The sequence below is a fragment of the Atopobium sp. oral taxon 199 str. F0494 genome (assembly GCF_000411555.1).
Classification (GTDB): Bacteria; Actinomycetota; Coriobacteriia; order Coriobacteriales; family Atopobiaceae; genus Lancefieldella.
Window position 1 is genome coordinate 1,149,779 of record NZ_KE150486.1, and the last position, 23,120, is coordinate 1,172,898.

Here is a 23,120-nt window from a genome sequence, read left to right on the forward strand (position 1 = left end):
CTCGGCATCTTTTAGGCTGCCGATATTTTCCTGTTTCGACCGTCAGATACCCGTCAGATATCCGTCAAAGAGCAGTCAGATCGCATCACTAGCATCTGCTCTACCTATTGAAAGGAGACTGGTTATGAACATCCATGCTTTCACATCTTTCCTCATAGCGCCCTTGCGGCCGCAATGCGAGCCTGGTAAGCGCCGATATGCGATTCTTTTGTCGTGGATTCTTCCTCTTTTTATAGGAGGCCTGCTTGTATCACAGCTCTGTCTCCTTTGGACCCCGCGTCTGGTTCTTGCGGAGGAACCTGAAACTATTACTGTTACTGAACGCAAAGATTATCCCGATGGCCTTCGCATTCCTCAGTGGAACGGATCAAATGGAGCCTTTCTATATTGCGGGGACGAACTCAACAAAAGAGGAGCGAACTATGGAGATACGCTTACCGTAATGAATCCACGAGACTATCACGACCTGAGAACGGCAGACGGTTTACATAACGGCTCATATAGCGAGTATCAACTGAAAGCACTTGACTACATTTTGTATCACGGAGCCCGGGGTGATAGGTCGGAATCTCCCGTATATGGCATTCCTGCTGATTGGCGAGCTCGTGAAGTAACTCAATTTGCCATCTGGGGTCTCTTGCGCGGAGATCCTCATCTCATAACAACGGTTCTCCCTGAACCGGGAATGTCTGTGGCCGCAGAAAGACTCTGTCGAGACGCTCTCGCATACGCGGATGCCGGCGGAGGTGGTCCGGAAGAGGGATCGGCAAAACTTCTCGTTCCTCCAGCTGGCCGGCAAGTCCTTCTCTTTATGACTACCAAAGCCGATGCCCCCAAGGGTCAGCTGAAACTCAAGAAGCGCTCTTCTCTGCCTCATACGCTTTTCCAGGAAAACGAGCTGTATTCATTGGAGAAAGCCGTCTATGGAATCTTTTCCGATAAAGACTGCTCCGCCAAGGTTTGCGAGATACTAACCGACAGCGCCGGAGAAACCAATGCGGTAGAGCTTCCGGAAGGAACGTATTACATAAAGGAAATTACTCCTCCGGCAGGCCATGAACTGAATCTAAACGTCTCTACCATTACTGTCAGCAGCGGCGCTGTTTCTGAGGTCTGTTGTGAGGATATTCCGTACGGTCGTCATGGCCTCACTATCAAGAAAGAAGATGCAGAGCTGCAAAGCGGCTCCCAGGGAAACGCTTCGCTCAAAGGCGCGGAATTTACCGTTTCATACTACGCAAACACCAACGGAACAACAGAAGGTGAGCCTCAAGCGTCTTGGGTTTTTTCAACTGACGAAAAGGGTGTGGCGGAATTTTCTGAAGCATCAAAGGTAGGTGGAGACGAGCTACCAACACGTGACGGCACATCCTGGCTCCCTCTGGGCACCTATACTATTCAGGAAACTAAGGCCCCTTCTGGCTATACGCTTCCAAGCAACCCTGTCGCTGTCTGCGTGCTTTCCCTTGACTCTGCAGTTCCAACGTGGAAACAACTAAGTGACGCCGGCATCGCTTCCGATATCAGCTCGCTCACGTTCAAAGATACCGTTAAACTCGGCGGCATTCATATAACCAAACAAGCGCACGACCCTCTTTACACTGATTTACATGCCCCTGAAGTCACTCAGACGCCTTCTCTTGCCGAAGCTGAAATCGCAGTTATCAACTCATCAAATCACGCTATTTTGTATCAAGGGATATGGATTGAGCCAAACACTGCGGTCACAACAATCACCACCAATGATGCTGGTTCCGCTCAGATTGACGGACTGCCTTTTGGGTCTTATACGCTTAAAGAGGTAAAGGCGCCGGATGGATTTGCCCTCAACACCGACTGGAATCCCACTGTTTCCGTGTCCGAAAATCAAGTCGTTGTAGAAGCTCCTGTGCTTGTTGACGCGCGACTCTGCATGTCCACCGAGCTAGCCACTCTCGACAACTCCCATGAGGCTGTAGACGAAAAGGATATTGAGCTTATAGATCACATCTCGTATGAAGGACTTACGCCGGGACAGGAGTACAGAGCCAACGTCACCTTGTACCCAGCCGGACAAGACCCCTCTCCTGAAAACAAAGTGGCGTCCGCGCACCTTGATTTTACACCTGAGAAAGCCGAAGGAACCGTTAACGTACCCATAACACTGTCCAACGATAGCCTTCCCGATGCTGTAACAGCTCATGATGAAATAGCACATAACGGAACAAAAGTTGCCTCTCACACCGATAAACATTCAAAATCTCAGACCGTCCATATCGTTAAGCGAAAGAGCTCCAGCAAAAAGGAGACGCTTCCTCATACGGGAACTGAAAACTTTACGATACCCGTGCTTGCTCTTTCGGGAGCAGGACTTCTCCTCTTCGCTTTTGTCTCAGGAAGACGCCTTCGTTAAGTATTTATACAAGGAGGCTGTGGCAAGACAGTCTTGCCACAGCCTCTACAGTCATTCGGTAGATAGAGATTCTCGCTTGCTTATGAGCGTCGGATAAGCTCTGTTACAAGAGCCGCCGTGTCGACACACTGCTCAGCATCGACATTTTCATACACATCCTCGGCAAGGCGACTAAGGGCGGGAAGTTTATTGTCGCCAAGGCCCATAAGCGTAACCGAACGAACGGAGTTTCTCATGGCCTGCGTACTGTCCGTTGAATCCCAATCGTAATCGGTTGTCTCGATATCTACATGCAAATCTTTTGCAGCAGTTGTAATCATGCGAATCATGCGTCGATCGGCACGGCGGGTATTTACCGAGCCTTCATTTTGAAGAATGCTCAGTTTGCCGGCGCCGATGCAATCAAGATTGATTAAAAACGCTCCGCGAATATCCATCCTGTGCTTAGAAAGGAAGTTCTTCATGCCTGCATGATCAAGGTCAGAGGCTCCCAATGCCACGAACCAAATATCGTGAGAAACAAGCTTTTCATCAGCCATAGCAAGAATCGCATCACGCAATTCTTCTTCGGTGGGCTCTGTTGCTGCGTCGGCGACATCGACCTCTGATTCAGTCGTCTCCTCTTTTACTTCGCTGTTGTTACGAAGGCCCTCGCGCGTAGCGGCGCCCCCCTTCCAATCATCCAGCGGATTGTTATCTTTGCGGTTAAAGAGTCTGAATGAACGGCGCTTTGCCTCAGGAGTCGGAGTTGAAGCTTCTTCGCTACGCGAGATGGTTTCGAACGGACTGTCCTTTTCCTCTAACACTTCATCTGGTTCTTGCGCAGAAGTGTAGTTTTCAGGCTCTGTCTCTTCCTTATCTATAAAGGGATCGACTTCTTCTCCAGAAGGATCGGGAAGATCAAACAGTGAGGCACGACGTGCGAAGCTATTTTGTGTACGAGCCTGCGCATCAGCCTCCTCAACAGGAGGAGCTACTACCGTCGCATCATTGACATCGCCATTGAGGCCTTCAACACTTTGATGAACTTGTTGCATCGTAGCATCAACTTCATCTTCAACAGTCACTGCCGCGTTGTTCGTGTCTTCTGAACCACTGTCGTGCTCTTGGCCCACATGTAGTGACTCAGCGGCATTTTCAAGCTCGACTGTTTCATTTGCATCAAGAGACTGATCGCGTTCAACATACTCAATCTCACAGTCTTCAGGAAGAATATTGAGAGCGCTAAGAACTTCTTCACCTCGACGTTTTCCCTGCGGCTTTGGCGGCGCTAAAAGAAGAGCGGGCGCCGCAGGCCGATGCGACTCAGGACGGCGGCCGGTTGGGCGAACGTTTTCGAGAATACCAAGAAGAGCGGCAACAGAAGATTTGTTATCGTTGGCTCCAATGGTGCACGGAGAAAAGCGCTCTGCAATTCTCATAACAGCTATAACTACGAGTGGAAGGGCGACAATGATACCAACAATCCAAAAAGCCATGCGCACGCCATCCGGGAGAAAACGAAACAACTGAACAAGGGCGCAAACCGCGATGCCTAAGACACAGTACTTACAATACTTTTTAACTAAAAAGATATAGTTGGCAACAGGAGATTTATAGAGAGCATTTTCATGTGGAGAATCATAGTGCGCGACAATGACAATAGGACGATTGCCCTTGGCAACAAGCGCGCCGGTGGCCTCGTGCTTGGCAACAACATTTTGGCTACGCATGCGTGGACCAAGATTTGCAAGTACATCGTTACTGTTTATATGTTTCATCACAAAGAGCGCAGTCACGCCAAGTGTCAAAAGCACGCCGATAATAAATAAAGCTACGTTGCCGACTCCCGCAAGAATAATTCCGACAAACATTACAATCACAGAGCAAGCGGTTTCAATGCTACTGATTGAATGAACGTCGAACTCTTCAACGGAAGGCTCAAGGCCATGCAGGCGCATCTCGTCAGCGATAAGCTGAGCAGCTTGAAATTCTTCCTGACTGCCTGCCGGAGCAATAGTGATTTGCTCGTCAAGATAGTCCACGTAGTCATGTGTAATTGCCATACTGCGTTCCTTTGCGGGCTTCAATCTACCAGAAACATACATGGTTAGTATACTTCTTATAAAAAAGAGAAGAGCTCACAGTTACTTGCAGCATAAAAAATTGGCAGAATATATTTTGGATGTCAAGGCATACTGCAAAGGAACTTTTTACAGAGTGCTGACTTGTTGTATGCCGAACGCTCGGAAAGGACACACGGTGCCGCTCACAAACAGTTTTACCATATCCGCAGATGAAAGCGGCGCGAGAGAGCTTGTGTCCTTTATTCTCTTTCTCTTTGAAGCTCAAAAACCGGTTTTGTTGAGCACGCTCAAAGATGTCTTTTGCGCTGAAAAGTCTCCTGACGCGGCACGAAAAACACTCAGTCGCCTGTGTAAACGAGCGTCTGCCCTTGGTGTTAGCATCAAAAAAACAGGAAATTCCACACAAACTGCTCTAGTGATTGACACTGCATCGCTCTACTCCCTTGATGATTTACCTCCTGAAGAGCTTCTTTTGGGAACGATAAGAACCTGCGAAGCGCTTCTCGATACAAACGCTCTCCCCTATCAAAACGACCTTCGAATCGCTCTGGCAAAACTCGATCCAAATTTTGCCGGCACCGAAATAAATGAAGGCCCCAAATCCCCGTGTCCCTCTGAGAAATCGAGAATTTTCGAAGTTTTTCTTGACGCTCTTGAGAAACACTATGCAATCAACGCTTGGTATACCGACCCAGCCTTCTCCACAACCAATCGACTTCTTGCTCCTCTGGGGTATTTTTTCGCCAACGACAGCAAATACATCGTGGCTATGACACTTGATGAGGCCGGCGGTACTATCTCACAGCCAAAAACGTTTCGCGTTGATCGGTTTGATCGCGCCCAAGCGCGCAAAGACGTTTCCTTTACCGTTCCTGATACCTTTGACATCCGAGACTTCTATCTTCTGCCCTTTGAGTTTGGCCCCGATAAACCCTTTACGATCACCGTTAAACTTTTAGACAACTTCCCTCCCGCCTTGCGCCAACGCTTCATGCGGCGAGCGTCTGAGGGCCGCGAAACAAACACCTGGACTATCTCCGTCCGTGACCAGCTGAAAGCTATTTCTTGGTGCATTGCCAACAACGTTCTTCCTAAAGCGCCGCAGGACTTCGTTGCCCTTTGGAAAGAGTCGCTCGCAAGGGGTGTGAGTTTATATGGCAACGAACAATAACTCAGGCCGCGATGGCCAGGTGCAAACCGCCCGTAAACTTTTGGTCCTCCTCGAGGCTCTAAGCGTTGAGGGAGCATATGTAAGTAGAGCGGAAGTTGAACGCAGGCTCAGTATCACCTCTGACGAGGCCAAGTGTCTTATGTACCTGCTTCTTTCACTAGACCGGGGCGACCGCCGTCCGCTGCCGCTTACCTCAGACGATAACCTCTCATATCTGGTAGCGCAGGGGCCACTTTCCCCTTCTCTTTTTGAACGCCGCCCAGCGCTAACGCATACTGAAGCAACCGCTCTTGCAGGAGCTCTTTTTGCCCTTAAGACTCCCGATAACAGTCCCCTTCAGAAACTCCTTGCTTCCCCTGTCGTGTCCAGCGGCGATTTGCATCCTTTTATTAAGCAGATTGTTCAAGAGAAAGTATCCACCGAAGAACAAGAAAATCTGCTTGTCTGTTCAAACGCGCTCGCTGGTCAGCGCAATCTTCGATTTACATACTTCCCAGCGGAAAAAAGCCTTGCACAGGAAGCATCAACTCCGCAGAAACGCTTCGTTGCGCCTTTGTATATCGCCTGTGACACGACAGGCTGGAAGCTGGACGCCTTTGATTTTGATAAGCAACAGCAGCGCACGTTTTTCATGCGTGGAATGCGTGAGGTAGAAACTATTCCTGCAACTTTTAACGAAATGAAGCGCGCAAAATCAACTTCCTCAGCCGCTGAACAGTCTATGGTTACTCTCTTTTTCAATGACGAGAAGTACCTCTCTCTGTTTGACTGGAAGGATCTTTCCGTTATCGAAAACAATCTTCCCGGAGGCGTTATCAAGGCCACCATTCCCTTTTTCAAAACCGAATGGTTACCCAGGCATATACTGGCTTGCGATGGTCATGTGTGGACGGACGACCCCGAATTGATTCACATTCTCAAAGACTTTGTCAGAAAGCGTCTTGACACTTAACCAGCAGGCCGATCAAACAAAACCTCAAAAACCTCTATTACCAAGCCGCCTTTAAGCGTCATGTTCTTCTCGCCAGCTCTGTATAAAGGCCTCGACTTCATGGAGCGTAAGGACGTTTGCCTGCTGTTTTGGAAGAGAAGATAAAAACTGTTTCCCATAGCGCTTGGAGATAACGCGGGAATCGGCCAGAACCAGGATCCCCTTGTCGGAGCCGCTTCGAATAAGCCTTCCCGCAGCCTGCTTGGTAGCAATGACAGCCTCCGGGAGCGAATAGCGCCACCAGGCCTTTTCTTCGCGGCGCTCCCGTTCCTTCGCAAGAGGATCATAGGGACTGGCAAAGGGAAGACGAGGAATAACCACGCATCGAAGTGTATCGCCGGACGCGTCAAAGCCTTCCCAAAACGACTTAAGCGCAAAGAGCGATAGCGCGGTGTCGGCTAAAAACTGCTTGCGAAGACGGTGAGGTGAGGTGGAGCGTTCCTGACATGTAAGCCGCAATCCCTGCTTCGAAAGACGCGCCTCAAGCTTTCTATAGAGACATTCCATATCTCGCCGATTAGTGAAAAGCGTAAGGACAGAACCTCCCATACTGACATGAACATCAAAAAGCAGGTCCTCAAGCTTTTGCAGGTATGTGGGGTCATTTGGCACGGGCATATCTTCGGGAACGATAACGGCCATGTTAGTTTCGAAGTCAAAGCTCGAATCAAGCTGCTTGCTTTGATAGGAGAACTTCCCGCAATCAAGGCCAACCGCGGTGGCAAAATAATCAAAGCTATGAGAAACAGCAATGGTCGCCGATGTAAATACGACGGAATGCATATCGGGAAGCCAGTTGCGCGCAAGCTCCTTTCCTATATCGATTTTCTCAGCGAGAAGCATTTCCTGTCCGATACCGGATTTTGCCCGAGAGAGCTGCGCTGAATAAACGTAGCTATCATCCCTGCCCGAACAGATAAGACGAATTCCTTCATAGTATTCAAAAAGAAATGCTGTTGACTCGCCAAGGTTGCTTGCAAGCCTGGCGTCAACCGGCTTGAGCGCTTCTTCTGTCTCAGTAATCGCTTTTATCGCTGGCTCAAGCACTTCGGCGCAATGCTGTCCTGCCTCGGCGACTTCTTGCCAAACATCACTCTTTCTGACTTCATCACTAATCCAAAGTGCTATGGCGTTATAGCCGCCATCATTTTTTGCAAGCGAAACAAGGTCATGCACAGTCGCAAAAAAGTCCGCGCTGGCAACCATGGCGCGGTTCGTTGTGCTTGCAACTTTCAGTAGCATACGCTCAAGCAGCAACGCGCCTTCGAGCTTTGCCGAAGCGTTAATGATTGACGACAGCACTCCCGTGCGTGTTGAACCGAGAACTTCAAAACCGGCGCTTATCTTATCTCCTTGCAGCTCAACTGCCCACTGACGCCGAGCCTCAGCATCAAAACTATGTGCCTCATCTATTACCCAATGCCTGATAGGAGGCAAAATCTTTCCTCCCAGGGCAACATTTCTGAGTAAAAGCGAGTGGTTTGTGACCACGACATCCGACTCCGCGGCGCGCCTGCGCGCGCCGTGCACAAGACATTCGTGTGGAAAATAAGGGCACTGGCTGCGGAGACATTCTCGCGAAGTCGTTGTGACAAATTGCCTGGGCACATAGCGCCAACGGATTCCAAGCGCATCCAAGTCCCCATCAACCGACTGGCATGAAAACGCATACGACACCGCCAGCGCGGTAAGCATATCTTCGGCAATAGAATTTTTGGAGCGGCTCTCCTTCTTAAAAAGGCCAAGTGGCAAATCTTCCACAACAGCCCTATCCATCCTGTGAAGACAGGGATAGTGCTCATATCCTTTGAGGCTTGTAAATGTAATGCCTCCGGAAATTGCCTGGCTGAGTTTTGGGAGCTCTTGTGACATAAGCTGATCTGTCAGGGCATTTGTTTTTGTCGCAATGCCAACAGTAACCTTGTTCTTTTTCGCAAACAGCACCTCAGGAAGCAGATAGGCGATCGATTTTCCAACGCCCGTACCTGCTTCAATAGCACGGTGAGACGATGTCGCAAGCGCTTTTCGCACTTCAAGCGACAGGGCGACTTGTTCCGGACGAATCTCATACTTTTCATACATCTGGGAAATCATTCCGTGCGCGCTAAAAGCCTGCTCAATCTCTTGAGCAGAGGGAGCTACGGCGGGAGCGTCTTTCTCCTCAATGTCAATTCGAGGCTTTCCTCTTCCCTCAGCCACAAGCGCCGCGCGAACGCTTTTCATCGAAAACGGCTGCGGAGACGTCTGCGCGGTGCCTTCCGCAAGAGTCGACGCTTCATCGGCGGCCAATTCATGCGCCTGCAAATCAAGATCAGTATTGTGACCCTGGTCCAGGCTGTAATCCTGGTCCAGGTTGCAAGCCTGATTCTGGCCTGGATTTTGATTCATTCGTTGCTGTAGGGTGGCGATGTGTGAAAAGATTGGCCGGTATACCCAATCAACATCGTCATGCATCGCGGCAAACATCTCGAGAAGACCCTGTGGAAGATTGCATAGTCCCAAAAGGATAATGCGCCACATTCCGATGAGCGCATCCACGTCATCACTTGCGCGATGCGTAACAGGCAGGGCGCCAAACGCCTCGGCCATCCTTGAGAGTTTATGCGACGCTAGCCGCGGAAGCGCTATACGCGAAAGCGAGAGTGTATCAATCCATGTGTCGGAAACCTCACGCCCGCCGGGCACTCTTTCAATAAAGGTACGGTCAAATGTGGCGTTATGAGCAAGTACGGGCAAACCGCCTACAAAGTCCGCAAGCGCAGCGACCGCCTCCTGGGGGCTCGGGGCGCCCTGAACATCACTGTCATCAATATGTGTGAGTCGCGTAATCTCAGCGGGAACAGGCATCTTCGGGTCGACAAATGTCTCAAAGCGCTCAAGTACTTTTCTGCCGGAAATCTTTGCTGCTGAAATCTCAATCAAAGCGCAGGTTTTAAAAGAGAGTCCCGTAGTTTCGGTATCAAGCACCACTATGTCTTGTTCAAGCAAGTCAAAATCAGCATGTTTCGCCTGCTCTTCCAGGGCAAGGTACGAGGCCTGAACAGCCTCGGGCGTATCCGGAAGAAGAAGCTTCTGCAGTTTTTCTTGAGCGTTTATTTGCTCTGATGGCGCCTCTGACATACCGTCCTTCTCGCTACACAATCCTTACAAACCTGCTTGCGCGCCTCTGCCGTGAACAGGCTTATTGCCCGCGAAGAGCGAGTTCGATAAAGCGGGTGCAGAGTTCGGAAAAAGGTATCCCCGCCGTACGAGCGGAATCGGGAATGAGGGAGCGCTCCGTCATGCCTGGAATCATATTAGTCTCAAGAATCACGGGAGTGCCGTCTTTCGTAACGATAAAGTCACTCCGAGAAGCACCTCGGCAACCAAGGGCTTTGTGAGCGCGGACGGCAAGATCCTGAGCCCGAGCGTACACGTCAGCGTCAAGTCTTGCGGGAGTAATGTGATGGAGCGCCGCAGGTTCGGCTTTGACCTCAATACTATAAAACTCGTCATCAAAGACGATTTCAACGATTGGCAGCGCCTGAGGATCATCATTTCCGACAACCGGCACGGTAATCTCAGTGCCAGTGATACATTCTTCGATGAGAACGCGGTCTCCCTGTACGCCAGCATCTGCGACGGCCTGAGCCAGTTGCTGTCGGTTTGTCACGCGCGTAACGCCAAAGCTTGAGCCGTTTGCAGCAGGTTTTACAAACAGAGGAAGACTAAAGTCTTTGATAATCTGGTCAACTTCCTTCTCGGTAAGCCTAGTTTCGGCAGCAACGTCAATCCCGCGCGGCATGGGAATGTTTGCGCGCTCATACATGAGCTTCGATATCTCTTTTTCCGTGCCCATTGCGGAAGCAAGCACGCCTGAAAACGTGTATGGAATGTGCAATATCTCAAGAAGTCCCTGAATACAGCCGTCTTCACCATAACGTCCGTGCATGGCGACAAAAGCGACGTCATAGGAGCCTTCCGCAAGTTTTGCCACTGCGCCTTCAGAGGAGATGTCGAGAAGTTCAACGCTTTCAAACCCAGCCTCTTTAAGCGCCTTTGTAACTTCTCCTCCTGACTGCAAAGATATCTCATGCTCATCGGACCAGCCTCCCGCCACAACAATGACTGAAAGCTTTTTGAGTTCGTCGCGTGTCATTTCTGCTCCTTTAAGTACAGCTGTTAGAATAGGCTCACCAAAAGATTTCTCTCAAAAGGATACCGCGAGAGTCTCCTGAGAATACGGACAAGGATAAAAATGTACCCGGATACCAATAGCAGCAATAATCAAACGTCATCGAATAGCGCCTCATCTTCCAGACGCGACCTGAGGTCTTTCTCGCATAATGAGCTTCTTGAGCTTATGGATCAGCTTCATCAACCAAAATTTCGCGTACAACAAATCGAAGAGTGGATCTGGTCTAAGGGAGCTGTCTCGTTCGAGGACATGAGTAATCTCCCAAAATCGCTCCGAGAATCGCTGAATAAAAGAACTGTACTTCAAGGACCGCAGCAAATTGCTCGACAGCTCTCGCAGGACGGAAGCCGTAAATATTTGCTTCGCTATCCGGACAACACCACCGTTGAATGTGTTGGTATGCCTTCAGGCACAAAGCTCGCCGTCTGCGCTTCTACGCAGGCGGGCTGCGCTATGGGCTGCTCCTTCTGTGCAACCGGAGCAGCCGGCCTTGCACGCTCCCTCACCGCTTCTGAAATCTACGAGCAAGTTATTCATGTGCGAAACGACTTTGAGACGCGTGTTTCCAGCGTTGTGCTTATGGGTCAAGGCGAACCATTTATGAACTATGACAATACGCTCAGCGTCCTGCGTCGTCTTAACTCCCCTGACGGACTTGGCATAGGAGCTCGCCACCTAACCGTCTCTACATGTGGTGTTATCCCTATGATTAAGCGCTTTTCTAACGAACCGGAACAATTTACCCTTGCGATTTCTCTCCATTCGGCCGTACAAAAAACTCGCGATGCTCTCATGCCGGGTGTGCGCAAGTATTCCCTTTTACATCTCTATGATGTTATGGGCGAATATGTCGATAAAACGGGACGACGGCCAACGTATGAATACGCTCTTATCGGCGGTGTAAACGATTCCGACAGCGAACTGGGAGCTCTCCGTGATTTTTGTCGCGGAACGCTAGCTCATGTTAATCTTATCCAGCTGAACGAGGTTCCAGGTTCCAGATTTCATCCATCCTCACCTGCGCGTGCTCAGCAGTTTGTTAATAAACTTGGAGAAGTCGGTGTCGAAGCAACAATCAGACTCTCTCGCGGTGCGGACATCGATGCGGCATGCGGGCAACTGAGCCAAAAGCTTCGCCAACAATAGAATTTTTTCTCTCCTGGATACAGAAAAAGAGGTCCCAAGAGCCTCTTTTTTCTTTCTCGATTAGAACATTAGTTCTAATATCCCAGTTCAGACCATTGTTTATCAATTTGTCGTTTGTGGAATTTTATATCTCCTTGCTCCCCCTCTATAAATTTTGTATCAATCGAGGAAAGGGCGCGCTTAGCTGAGGAGATGGTTCTTCTCCCCGCCTTAAGCACTTTTCGTCTTGCGTCCTCGGTAAGAAGACAATAGATTGCGCCAATCGCTATGCCCCCTGCTGCTCCTGATGCTAAAAGGAGTTTCATTTTTATTCTCATGCTACTCATGGATACTCGTAAGGAGTTCAACGAGCTTTGCGAGTTCATCATCATCCGCAAACTCAATCTCTATCTTATTCTTCCCGCGCACATTTCTTACCTTCACGGTAGTATCCAGCGCCATGCGCAATTGCCGAGCGGCACGCTTATATGACTGTGGCGTAGGTAAGCGCTTCTGTTTTACTGCTTCTGCGCCAGAAAAAAGTGGAGCGAGATTCTCTGTCTGACGAACCGAGAGATTCTCACTAATAACTTTTTGAGCAAGCTTGAGACGCCCCTCTTCGCCGACAACAGCGAGAATTGCTCGAGCATGTCCTGCGGACAACGTTCCTAATACCATATACTCCTGAATTTCGTCAGGAAGATCGAGAAGGCGCAATGTATTGGTAATTGCAGATCGTGATTTTGAAATAATTTTTGAAAGCTGTTCTTGTGTCAGGCCGTCCTTTTTTATAAGCTCTTGATAGCCTCTCGCTTCCTCGATAGGAGTCAAATTTGACCTCTGTAAATTTTCGATAAGGGCAAGCTTAAAGACCTCTTCATCAGAAATTTCTCGTATAATCACAGGAATTTCTTTAAGTCCTGCTTGTTTTGCGGCTTGGTATCTACGTTCTCCAGCAACAATTTCATAAGCCTCTCCCTTTTTGCGCACAAGAAGTGGCTGTAAAATACCATTCTGTCTAATCGAATCCGCCAACTCGCTGAGTTCTGTTTCATTAAACTGTTTACGGGGTTGATTCTTATTCGGTTTAAGTTTTGAAAGCGCAAGTGTCTCTGTTTTTTTAGGTCTGCCAGTCTCTGCATTCGCCTCAGTTATCAGCGAGCTAAGTCCTTTTCCTAATCCGCTTTTTTTAGCCACGACGCGTCACTTCCTTTGAGAGTTTTGTATAGGCAAGAGCGCCTTTGCTGATACGAGCATACATCGTAATCGGGAGCCCATGGCTTGGCGCCTCCGCAATTTTAATGTTTCTTGGAATTACTGTTTTGAACATTTTGTCACCAAAATAGGTTGATACTTCCTCCACAACCTGTTTTGAGAGGGTAGTACGACTATCAAACATCGTCATTACAACGCCAAACACTTCAAGAGCGGGGTTAAGACTGTTTTTTACCATCTCCATAGATTCAAGTAATTTTGACACTCCTTCAAGAGCATAATATTCACACTGAATAGGCACTAACAAGCTGTCAGCGGCAACCAAAGCATTAATCGTAAGGAGTCCAAGGGAGGGAGGACAGTCGATAAAGATGTAATCAAAATCGTTCTTTATCGGCTCAATTGCTTTTTTAAGAATATGCTCTCGGTCTTCTTCATTGACAAGTTCGATTTCTGCTCCTGCAAGCTGAATCGTAGCTGGTATAACATAAACACGGTCTTCTGGAGTCGAGTGAATGAGGGAATCTATTGGAGTCTCGTTGAGAATTCCATCATAGATATCATACTCAAGCTCATCTTTTTCGATTCCATAGCCACTTGTTGAATTTCCTTGTGGATCAAAATCAATAAGTAGCGTTTTCTTCTTTGCTTCACCTAAGGCTGCAGACAGATTGATGGCTGTCGTTGACTTTCCAACTCCGCCTTTTTGGTTGATTATGGCAATAACTTTACTATCCTTATCAGGATAAGAGCGTTTCTGATCCGTATAGTTCATATACCCTCCGTCTACCTCAGGTGTTTCTCTATAAGAATAATACCGAATGTTTCACGTGAAACATTCGGTATTTGTCAATTTTAAAGAATCCCGGAGGCTACTCCTTTATATGACCTAGGGGTTCACGCTTCGCTTGTCCGTTCTTCCTAGGAAGTTTTATCTGTGCTTGTTTAACTTTTCTATATATAAGTATTTCTCGATGTCCTAATCCTTGGGGCAGTTCAAATGTTTCACGTGAAACATTCTCAAATCCGCAAAGAGCTGCTGCCTGAGATGCCTCTTGCAGCTCTACTTTCTCAAGGTTTGCCTTTTGCACTAAAAGACATCCTCCAAGAGTTAAAAACGGCTCTGCATATTCAATAATAATGTTTGTTTTTCCAACTGCTCTAGAAACAACAAAGTCGAATACTCTTTTCATCTCGGGGGTGATTTCTTCAGCCCTCATATGTTTTCCCACAAGGTGTTTCTGCAGACCAAGTTGTTCTATAAACTCATTGACTGCAGTAACTTTCTTTCTTACAGAATCAATAAGTACCCCATCAAATCCTGTTACACACCCAAGGGGAATACCAGGGGTTCCTCCTCCTGTGCCAATGTCACAGAATGTCTTTCCTTCCTTCATATATAACGACACCACTAAGGAGTCAACAATATGAAGGATTAAAGCTTCAGCAGAATCAGTAATACTGGTAAGGTTAAGGACTTTATTCTTCTCAAGAAGCAGCTCAAGGTATTTTAGGAGACAGGCGCGCTGTTCGTGTGTTGTTTCTATTCCATATGCCAAAAGCATTTCTTCTAATGCTTTTTCATCCTCATTCCCAAACATTACGTCGCTCCTTGATACTCAGATTGACAAAACTTTCTGCTCCACAATCTTTTGACAAAAAGGGGAAGATCTCTCTTCCCCTTTTTTCTTTTTACCATAAATTTTAACAGCTATTACTCATGCACGGCAGTAATAACCACGCGCCGGTAAGGATCTTCACCTTCTGAGTGCGTAGTAACATCCGTAGCCTCTCTAAGTGCTATATGTACAAGACGACGCTCGTAGCCGTTCATTGGAACAAGAGCAATACGCCCGCCGTTCTTCCTCACACGTTCAGCAGCGGATCGAGCCATATTTTGAATCTTTGCGCGGCGACGACTCTTATATGATTCAACATCAACAAGTATCGGATAATGAAAACGAAGTGTTGCGCTCATGAGAGAAGAGAGGACCATCTGTAATGACTCAAGCGTATTACCGTGGCGCCCTATAAGAATCGCAAGATCACCATCGGTTATATCGAGAATCAGCTCTCCTTCATCTCCGTCATATTCATCAATCGCGCAGTTCGTCTCGCCAAAAAACCCTAGAAGTTGCTTAAGGTAAGATACAGCCAAATCAGCAATCTTATCCATCTCTAGAGAAGAAAGCTCTAGGCCTTCCTCGTAGTGAGCGCGAATCTCCGCAAACTCATCCGCTAAATCAACTGCAGAGGATGCTTCCTGAGAATTCTCCTTCTCATTCATAGTCAATTCCTCCACGTCAACCTCCATTCAATATAAAATACTTAATTAGTATTTTAAGAAATTACTTGTAGTCGCTTTGTTATAATCAATAAAGAGAAAACCCTGTTCTTGCTATAGACTATTTTCTATCTCATCCTTTTTTATGTTGCCGAGGCTTCTTCTCTTTGCGTACAACATCAACTTCAACAGGTTTGTTTTCCATTTGTGCCGCAGCCTTTGCTTTTTCAGACTCAAGGATTCGGTTCGTAATAAGTTTTTGCTGTATTACCTGCCAAAGCGACGATGTAACGTAATACAAAAGAACCGCAGCGGGTACTGTCCAACCAAACCAAAGCATCACAAGAGACATCATGCCCCCCATAATCATTTGCTGTCGTTTTTGGTCAGCAGCGCTATTGTTTGCGTTCATCATCAGGGGAACAAATGTCAAAACACCAAAAAGAATCACAAAAATAAGATAGGGGATAGCAGCGGTAAGCCCTGAAGAGGCAAAAACCTCTGAAGGAGAAGAAGCGATTGATGAAAGAATTCCATAGAAGTGAGCATCTTTGGGGACATTTCTTGCAACGGTAAAGAGAGCAAAGAAGATAGGCATCTGCAGGAAAATTGGAAGACATCCCCCTATAGGATTGAACTTAATCTCAGCATAGAGCTTACGCATTTCTTCCTGCTGCTTCATAGGATCATCAGCATAGCGCTCTTGAATCTCTTTGAGTTTAGGCTGCACCACCTGCATGCGCGCCATTGACGCGGTCTGCTTGTTAGTAAGCGGTACAAGAAGCAAACGAATAATGAATGTCAGAATAATAACGGCAAGGCCCCAGTCACCACAAAAGCCGTAAATACCCGACAAAATCGACGTAAGTAGATTAATAATCCAATCCCACATAGTTCCTCCGGTCCGTCCCTTTATGGAACGGGATCATAGCCTCCAACATGAAAAGGATGGCACCTCAAAATTCGTTTACCGGCAAGTAAACATCCCTTTCCAACACCATACTTTTGTATAGCCTGAACCGCATACTCAGAACAGGTAGGTCTATAAATACAGTGCGGACGAAACAAAGGAGAGATGTTTCGCTGATAAAAGCGAATCGCCTTCAAAACAAAGCGAGCGAGAAAAGATGGTGTTCTTAGCGCGCTCATTGGATGCCTGTTTTCCTGAGTAGTTTCTGTAATTCATATGATACTTCTTGAGGAGAAGCGTCATATGTTTGAGACGTTGCAAAAAGAATAACGCCGTATCCACATACAGGTAAACCGCTTATGCGCGCGGCCTCTCTCAGTACTCGCTTACACCTGTTTCTAAATACGGCATTACCTAATCTTTTTGGTGCAACAAAAGCAACTCCTGCACCTGCGCCTTCATCAACCGCTACTCGGATGCGGAGAAGAGAAGCATTAGCCCTCTTTCCGCAGGAGAAGACCCTTTCGAACTCACGGGGAGACTTAATGGTCTTCACAGAACGTATCCTTAAACAGTAAGGCGCTTGCGGCCTTTAAGGCGGCGGCGAGCGAGAACTGCACGGCCGTTCTTAGTAGCCATACGTGCACGGAAACCATGGGTTGTAGCGCGCTTGCGCTTGTTTGGCTGATAGGTACGCTTCATAACTATTTCCTCCCAGACGGGTACGACATCGAGTAAAAAGCCTTCAAATTGTACGTGTCTCTTCCTGTAAATGTCAATGGAATTGCAGATAAATAATCAGATTCTTGTGCGACCTGTGAAAAACATAGCTACGCTGATTCTTTTCACATATCATTTTTTACATGAATGATATATTTCTTATTTCAGGTGCTTTTATTAAAATGCTACTATTATTTCGTGAAATTTCAGAGTGATTATCTATTTTCAACATGATGTTTACAATTTGTTGAAAACGTTCTTTCGTTCTGAAATGTTATGAAAAGTTTTCATCAATTTGTTGAAAACTTGTTGAAAAGGACTAGTGGTGACCCGCGACTTTTATCCTTTTGTGGAAGACTCAGCAGAAAATGTGTCTTCTACAAGCAAGACAACTGAAGACGGTCTTCGCGTGCGGTATGAAACGCGTATTGCTATTTATGATGATGTTGCTGCAGCGCCGCGCGTTGTAGTTATTGCTCCCACTGATGTGCGCTCATATCTTGAAGAGATCATACAGGCGGTCAATACTCTCTCTCATGAGCAGGGCGGACAAATCCCTTTCATGGTTATGCGAGAAATCGTTGAGAACTTTATCCACGCTCATTTTGCCTCTCCAACAATCACTATTCTTGATCACGGAAATACTATCCGGTTTTCCGACAGAGGCCCTGGCATTAAAGAAAAGGAATTAGCCCTCCAATATGGAACTTCAAGCGCCACTGAAGAGATGAAACACTATATTCGCGGTGTTGGTTCCGGGCTTCCTTATGCACAGCAATATATGGTGGATAAAGGAGGCAGTCTTACTATTGAAGATAACATTTCGGGCGGCACTGTTGTTACCATTTCTACACGCCACTCCGTTGATGCTCACAATCAAACACATCCAACCTCTGAAAAGGAAACGGAACCTCTAAAACCGCTATCTTCTAGCGCGCAGGAATCCAACACACAAGACATTTCTCTTAAAAACCAAGAATTACCACTTCAGTTAGCTCCCGCTCCTGTTTTTGAGATAAAAATCTCTCAACGCGGACAAAAGGTTCTTGAATATCTTTCTGAGCACGAACTGGTTGGCCCCACAGAGCTTGTCGTCAGCTATGGTCTTTCACATCCAACCTGGTCTCGGGAACTGAGAAGTCTTGAGCAGTTAGGGGTAATCAGAAAGGTAACTCAAAAATACAAACTTACCCAGGCTGGTCTTTCGTTCCTGAATTAACCTAACTCACTCTTTACCTGCTTATACAGAGCATAACAGCCACATACTTTCGCGTAGGGTTTTTATATCGTGAAGTTTTCAACATTTTAAGAAATCCATACCGAAGTTTTCAACAATCAACTATACTGGATAGCCCTTTTCACCATTCGACGTTTGGTGTGTGCATGAACATTTCGCTTGAATCAGACATAACTGCTCTGTGGCAGGATACCATTGATCTCCTTATTCAGGACCATCAACAGGAACAGTTCATTGCTATGCTTAAGACGTGCACTCCGTGTACGCTTGATGATTCAACTCTTTATGTTACGACAAGCCTCCGCGGCGCATATACCAACATCGTAAACAACAAAAGCGTGGTAGAACACTATCTCTCTCAAGCCGCTTTTAAGGATATGACGCTCACTATTACCTTTACTAAACAAGGACAACAAACTGATTTTCAGGCGGCCTCTTCTTTACAAGAACCCTCTCAAGAATCTGACACCGGCGCTTTTTACAGTAAAGAAGAAAAGGTTTCTCAAAACCAATCTCACCCTGCCGAGGATAGGAAAGAAGCTTCATTTAATCCATTCTCCTCTGTCTTTTCATCTCAAGAACTTGACAAGTGGAACTCTCAAACACAATCAAATGAAACAATAAAACCAAGGCAAGAAGAGCCGCGTAGTTTGAGTAGTGATTCTAATAAAAGAACCATCCTTGACCGGAGAAACAGCAACCCTCTTGTCGAAACAAAAACTACTGTTGAAACGTCAAAATTGACATTTGATCGCTTTGTTGTCGGCGAAGAAAATGATTTTGCCTTTGAACAGGCTCTTCGAGTCGCAAATGATGAAAAGGGAAAGGGCAATCCTCTTTTTATTTACGGCAACAGCGGACTTGGAAAAACACACCTTCTTCGATCTATCCAAAACTATATTCTTGAAAATGACCCATCCCGTCTTTGTGTGTATAAAAACGCAACGGCTTTCATTGATGATTACACTCATGCTATGCGTAACAAAGCAGATGGAGCACCTCAAATTCTTACTGAAGCATATAGAGATATCGATGTTCTTATTATTGATGATGTACAAAAACTTGCCGGAAAGGCAGGTACACTAAGTTTCTTTTTTGATACCTTTAATTCACTGAGAACAGATGGAAAACAGATTGTCCTTGCAGCTGATCGAACTCCGTTAGAACTCGGCCTTGGAGCAGAGGGTTTTGATGAACGCATTACTTCTCGGGTAAGCGCAGGAGTAGTTATAGGGATTGAGCAGCCGAGTTATGAGATGAAAGTCAATCTTATTACGACCTTTTGCGACCGTATTCATACAGAAGCTATCCAAGAAGGTCTTACCTATCTCGGTGGAACGCTCTCCGAAGAAACTATTCACTATATGGCCGAAAAAAGCGGTCAAAGCATTCGAGTTATTGAAGGATTTTGTAATCGTTGCGTTGGAGAACAAACGAGGTATGAAGCGAAAGGGTTAAGCATATCACACCAGGATATCGATAAAATAGCAGCCACGGTATGGCCAAAAGAGACAAAAACTATTACCGTCGCTAAAATTCAACAGGTTATCTCTTCTCGCTATGCAGTCAGCCATGACGATTTAGTCGGGCAAAAGAGAAGTCAAGAAATAGCCGAAGCGCGCCATATTGCAATCTGGCTTTCTAGAAACCTCTGTGACTTAACGTTAGGAGACATTGGTAAGCACTTTGGTGGAAGATCTCACGCAACAATCAAACATAGTATTAAGGTCGTTGATGAGTGGCAAAAAGATAATAAGCAGCTATACGATCGTGTTTTTCACCTTCAGCAAGACATTACAAGCGGAAAAGCGGAACAATGATGAAAACCTGTTCGTAACTTGGTGATAACTGTTGAAAATAGTGATCTATTGCTGTCAAACTATAAAGCGGGTAGTTTAAAGCGCGAGAAAGGAAGAAAAAAGATGTCTCTCCTTACATAAAAAAGACCCTATCTACCTGTAAGGGAAGAGGTTTTTCTTCTTTTTAACAGAGCTTATTACTACTGCTGTTCTTTTTCTTATACTTTAATATAAAGAAAGGAATGTTATGAACTTTACCGTAAACCAATCAGCGCTACAGACAGCTCTTGACATTGTTTTAAAAGGAATAGGATCAAATCCAGCACTTCCAATTCTTTTTGGTATATATCTTAAAGCCAGTGAAGGAACACTTGAGATTCAATCAAACGACTTAAATGTTTCCATTCGCCATAAGCTCCCTGCAAATGTGATAGAAGAAGGAGAAACTGTCGTATCTTCAAAGGTTCTTCAAAACATTGTAAAGAACCTTCCTGACGCCGCTATTACTCTTCAGGATGAGGAAAGGGGAGTAAAACTAATGTGTCAGAGATCAACCTATCATCTCAATATACTTCCCGTACAAGATTGGCCTTCTTTTCCAGAGCTTATTCCTGAAAAAACAGTAGAGCTTCCAAGTGCTCTTCTCGCCACTATGGTGGGTAAAGTATATAGAGTAGTTTCTCATGATGTTTCTCGCCCTATTCTGCAAGGAATTCATCTTTCCGCTGAAGAGAATACGATTCGTTTGGTAGCGACCGATTCGTATCGCCTTGCTGTGTGTGATGCAAATACCGATACTCCTGCAGGAGAAAAATTTGAGGCTATAGTTTCAGGTGAAGCGCTGCATGATGTTTTGTCTATGAGGACTATGACAGAGAAGATTTTAATTGGAACAACCGACAATCAAGTTGTCTTCTCTTTTGGAAATACTACGCACATCTCACGAAAAATTGAGGGAAACTATCCTGACTATAAAAAGCTACTTCCTCAAACATGCAATGCGGCTTTAAATCTTATGGTCCCTGAGACCTCTGCGGCTATTAAACGCGTATCTGTTGTGGCTATGCAAAATCCTGCGGTGCGCTTTGATATTGACGCTGATAATGGACAAGTTCGCTTTTCGGCATTTTCTCCCGACCAAGGGGATGCTTCTGAAACGATAAAAGCTGATGTTGAAGGAACCTCTCTTTCGGTCGCCTTTAACTATCACTATGTCTTTGATTGCCTCAATGCTCTCTCTGATCAAGATACGGTGAGACTTGAGCTTCTCAGTGAAACTCAACCGGCTGTTTTTAAGGCAACTGGAAAAATTAACTATCTTTATCTGCTTATTCCTATTCGATTGTAAGAATGTGCCGTGAGTCTGACCGTTCAACAGCTTTCTCTTGTTAATTTTCGCAGCTTTTGTGAACTTGCTATTACGTTTTCAGAAGCTGCGACTATTCTCGTGGGTAAAAACGCCGCAGGAAAGACCAATGTTGTTGAATCACTTCAAATGGTTACTACGGGATATTCGTTTCGAAAGCCGACACCTTCGCAACTCATTCATGAAGGAAAAGAGCAAGGAAAAGTGAAGGCGGTTTTTACAGGAGATGGTCGTTTTATTGACATCGCCTGTACAATTACTCCGCTTAAGCGGCAGTTTGAAAAAAACAGAAAGAAATGTCGTGCATCGGAGGTTTCCGGTACGCTCATGTCAATCCTTTTTACTCCTGATGACTTAGCGTTAATTAAACGAAGTGCTTCTCAAAGGCGAGAAGAGTTTGATGGGTTCGGCCGCCAGGCAAACAAAACGTATGCGAAAGTACTTGCTTCTTATACGAAAAGTATTGAGCAGAGGAACCGCCTTTTAAAAGAAGCAATAATAAATCACGCTCTTCTTGACGCGTGGGATAGTTCAGTTGCGCTTGGAGGGGCTACGTTGCTACGCGCCCGCCTACAGCTTTTCAAACGCCTCGAAACAAAAACGGCTGATATTTATAGGCAGATAAGTGGTGGAGAAAACCTCTCCCTTTCATATGTGTCAACGCTAGGAGATGTTTCTCCGACGCAAACGAAAGAGGAGCTAACAGGTCTTTTTTTAACAGCGCTACAACGCGCGCGCAACATTGACATCCGCCGTCAGCAAACGACTGTCGGTCCGCATAGAGATGATTGCGTTTTTATGATTGAAGGAAAGGACGCGCGCGCCTTCGGCTCACAAGGGCAACAGCGCTCGGTTGTACTTGCCCTAAAAATGGCGGAAGTACTCGTCGCGGAAGAGATTCTTGGGACAAAACCCCTTTTGTTGCTTGATGATGTTATGTCAGAGCTCGATGCCTCGCGCCGAGAAGCAATCATGAAGTTTGCTCTTACAGACATTCAAACCGTTATCACCACCACAAATCTCGGTTACTTTTCACAGGATATTTTAGACGCAGCGCAGGTGGTGAGCTTTGATGATTAGACGCTATTTTTCCAAAGCTTTCTCCAATAGTGGATGGTCTGTATCTCAAGAAGAAAGGGGAGGTGAAAAGCCCCTTGATGAGATTCTTTCGTCTTACTTTAAAACGACACGCGCCTTTGATACAGCGAGTGAAAACCACACGGCTCTTCTCGCTTGGCAAAAAGTTATTGGAGAAAACGAAAGGAATCACACCGTAGGAGCGTTTGTTGGAAAAGCAAAGTTTAAACAAGCTCCTAAACTAGTTATCTACGTTGATTCTAATGCTCTGCGTATTGATTTAATGGCGAAGCGAGACGTGTATGTACAACGGCTGGCTACCGTTGGTATGGAGTTCTCAAGTATCGACTTTAAGCTCTCAAAATATAAAAAGAAGCAGATACAACAGGATAGCTACATACAAAAAAGGCAAAAAAAGAGCTATCATGTCAGAAGCGAAGAAAGCCTTACTCTTAAGGAAAAAGAACAAATCGCTTCAATCGTAAAAACACTCCCCGAAGCTTTGCGTGAAACAGGATATAAGGCGATTCTCGCATCATTTCTTCATAAAGAGGATAAGTAGACGTAAAAAACAAAACTACCCTACAAAT

21 protein-coding genes are annotated in these 23,120 nt (G+C 46.3%); 9 read left to right on the forward strand and 12 right to left on the reverse strand.

Annotated elements, in window-relative coordinates:
- Positions 1-124 precede the first annotated feature (124 nt).
- The gene (locus HMPREF1527_RS05170) at positions 125-2,392 is read left to right on the forward strand and encodes a SpaA isopeptide-forming pilin-related protein (RefSeq protein WP_016477647.1); all 2,268 of its coding nucleotides are present in this window, start codon (positions 125-127) and stop codon (positions 2,390-2,392) included.
- Positions 2,393-2,472: 80 nt separating this feature from the next.
- Here HMPREF1527_RS05170 and HMPREF1527_RS05175 read toward each other — a convergent pair whose 3' ends face one another.
- Positions 2,473-4,437 (reverse strand): hypothetical protein, encoded by a 1,965-nt coding sequence (locus HMPREF1527_RS05175; protein ID WP_016477648.1) that lies wholly within the window; start codon positions 4,435-4,437, stop codon positions 2,473-2,475.
- A gap of 196 nt (positions 4,438-4,633) precedes the next feature.
- Here HMPREF1527_RS05175 and HMPREF1527_RS05180 point away from each other — a divergent pair, with 196 nt between their 5' ends.
- Positions 4,634-5,629, forward strand: a complete 996-nt coding sequence (locus HMPREF1527_RS05180) for a WYL domain-containing protein (protein WP_016477649.1) — start codon at positions 4,634-4,636, stop codon at positions 5,627-5,629.
- Positions 5,613-6,581 carry a WYL domain-containing protein gene (locus tag HMPREF1527_RS05185; RefSeq protein WP_016477650.1) on the forward strand — a complete coding sequence of 323 codons (969 nt, stop codon included), beginning with the start codon at positions 5,613-5,615 and terminating at the stop codon, positions 6,579-6,581. Before HMPREF1527_RS05180 ends, HMPREF1527_RS05185 begins: the two co-directional genes overlap by 17 nt.
- A 51-nt stretch (positions 6,582-6,632) precedes the next feature.
- Here HMPREF1527_RS05185 and HMPREF1527_RS05190 read toward each other — a convergent pair whose 3' ends face one another.
- Together HMPREF1527_RS05190 and HMPREF1527_RS05195 are read right to left on the reverse strand one after the other, a co-directional pair.
- On the reverse strand, positions 6,633-9,740 hold the full coding sequence (locus tag HMPREF1527_RS05190) for a helicase C-terminal domain-containing protein (RefSeq protein ID WP_016477651.1): 3,108 nt from the start codon (positions 9,738-9,740) through the stop codon (positions 6,633-6,635).
- 61 nt (positions 9,741-9,801) lie between these two features.
- Positions 9,802-10,758, reverse strand: coding sequence for a D-alanine--D-alanine ligase (locus tag HMPREF1527_RS05195; protein WP_016477652.1), 957 nt, complete (start codon positions 10,756-10,758; stop codon positions 9,802-9,804).
- Between the two features lie 99 nt (positions 10,759-10,857).
- Between HMPREF1527_RS05195 and rlmN the strand changes: the two genes are divergently transcribed.
- Entirely contained in the window at positions 10,858-11,943 is a 1,086-nt protein-coding gene (gene rlmN / locus HMPREF1527_RS05200; RefSeq protein WP_016477653.1) for a 23S rRNA (adenine(2503)-C(2))-methyltransferase RlmN, read from the forward strand.
- Between the two features lie 74 nt (positions 11,944-12,017).
- On the opposite strand, the gene HMPREF1527_RS05205 is transcribed toward rlmN, so the two are convergent.
- The 9 genes from HMPREF1527_RS05205 to rpmH all read right to left on the reverse strand — a co-directional run bounded on the left by HMPREF1527_RS05205 (position 12,018) and on the right by rpmH (position 17,033).
- Positions 12,018-12,269, reverse strand: coding sequence for a hypothetical protein (locus HMPREF1527_RS05205; RefSeq protein WP_232209531.1), 252 nt, complete (start codon positions 12,267-12,269; stop codon positions 12,018-12,020).
- Positions 12,262-13,119, reverse strand: a complete 858-nt coding sequence (locus HMPREF1527_RS05210) for a ParB/RepB/Spo0J family partition protein (protein WP_016477655.1) — start codon at positions 13,117-13,119, stop codon at positions 12,262-12,264. Before HMPREF1527_RS05210 ends, HMPREF1527_RS05205 begins: the two co-directional genes overlap by 8 nt.
- Positions 13,112-13,912 carry a ParA family protein gene (locus tag HMPREF1527_RS05215; RefSeq protein ID WP_016477656.1) on the reverse strand — a complete coding sequence of 267 codons (801 nt, stop codon included), beginning with the start codon at positions 13,910-13,912 and terminating at the stop codon, positions 13,112-13,114. Before HMPREF1527_RS05215 ends, HMPREF1527_RS05210 begins: the two co-directional genes overlap by 8 nt.
- A gap of 97 nt (positions 13,913-14,009) precedes the next feature.
- On the reverse strand, positions 14,010-14,738 hold the full coding sequence (gene rsmG / locus HMPREF1527_RS05220) for a 16S rRNA (guanine(527)-N(7))-methyltransferase RsmG (protein ID WP_016477657.1): 729 nt from the start codon (positions 14,736-14,738) through the stop codon (positions 14,010-14,012).
- A 113-nt stretch (positions 14,739-14,851) separates the two neighbouring features.
- On the reverse strand, positions 14,852-15,424 hold the full coding sequence (locus tag HMPREF1527_RS05225; protein ID WP_016477658.1) for a R3H domain-containing nucleic acid-binding protein: 573 nt from the start codon (positions 15,422-15,424) through the stop codon (positions 14,852-14,854).
- Between the two features lie 130 nt (positions 15,425-15,554).
- Entirely contained in the window at positions 15,555-16,313 is a 759-nt protein-coding gene (locus tag HMPREF1527_RS05230; protein ID WP_016477659.1) for a membrane protein insertase YidC, read from the reverse strand.
- 20 nt (positions 16,314-16,333) lie between these two features.
- Entirely contained in the window at positions 16,334-16,570 is a 237-nt protein-coding gene (gene yidD / locus HMPREF1527_RS07635) for a membrane protein insertion efficiency factor YidD (protein WP_016477660.1), read from the reverse strand.
- The gene (gene rnpA / locus HMPREF1527_RS07640; protein ID WP_016477661.1) at positions 16,567-16,887 is read right to left on the reverse strand and encodes a ribonuclease P protein component; all 321 of its coding nucleotides are present in this window, start codon (positions 16,885-16,887) and stop codon (positions 16,567-16,569) included. Before rnpA ends, yidD begins: the two co-directional genes overlap by 4 nt.
- An 11-nt stretch (positions 16,888-16,898) precedes the next feature.
- Positions 16,899-17,033: a 50S ribosomal protein L34 gene (rpmH, locus tag HMPREF1527_RS05235; protein WP_003148884.1), complete on the reverse strand. Its 135-nt coding sequence runs from the start codon at positions 17,031-17,033 to the stop codon at positions 16,899-16,901.
- Positions 17,034-17,376: 343 nt separating this feature from the next.
- Here rpmH and HMPREF1527_RS05240 point away from each other — a divergent pair, with 343 nt between their 5' ends.
- The 5 genes from HMPREF1527_RS05240 (at position 17,377) to HMPREF1527_RS05260 (ending at position 23,092) form a co-directional block, all read left to right on the forward strand.
- On the forward strand, positions 17,377-18,270 hold the full coding sequence (locus tag HMPREF1527_RS05240) for an ATP-binding protein (RefSeq protein ID WP_016477662.1): 894 nt from the start codon (positions 17,377-17,379) through the stop codon (positions 18,268-18,270).
- Positions 18,271-18,434: 164 nt separating this feature from the next.
- The gene (locus tag HMPREF1527_RS05245; RefSeq protein ID WP_016477663.1) at positions 18,435-20,108 is read left to right on the forward strand and encodes a DnaA ATPase domain-containing protein; all 1,674 of its coding nucleotides are present in this window, start codon (positions 18,435-18,437) and stop codon (positions 20,106-20,108) included.
- A 226-nt stretch (positions 20,109-20,334) separates the two neighbouring features.
- Positions 20,335-21,435, forward strand: a complete 1,101-nt coding sequence (gene dnaN, locus HMPREF1527_RS05250) for a DNA polymerase III subunit beta (RefSeq protein ID WP_016477664.1) — start codon at positions 20,335-20,337, stop codon at positions 21,433-21,435.
- A gap of 9 nt (positions 21,436-21,444) precedes the next feature.
- Entirely contained in the window at positions 21,445-22,533 is a 1,089-nt protein-coding gene (locus HMPREF1527_RS05255; RefSeq protein ID WP_016477665.1) for a DNA replication/repair protein RecF, read from the forward strand.
- Positions 22,526-23,092, forward strand: a complete 567-nt coding sequence (locus HMPREF1527_RS05260; RefSeq protein WP_016477666.1) for a hypothetical protein — start codon at positions 22,526-22,528, stop codon at positions 23,090-23,092. The genes HMPREF1527_RS05255 and HMPREF1527_RS05260 overlap by 8 nt, the downstream gene beginning before the upstream one ends.
- Positions 23,093-23,120: the final 28 nt, after the last annotated feature.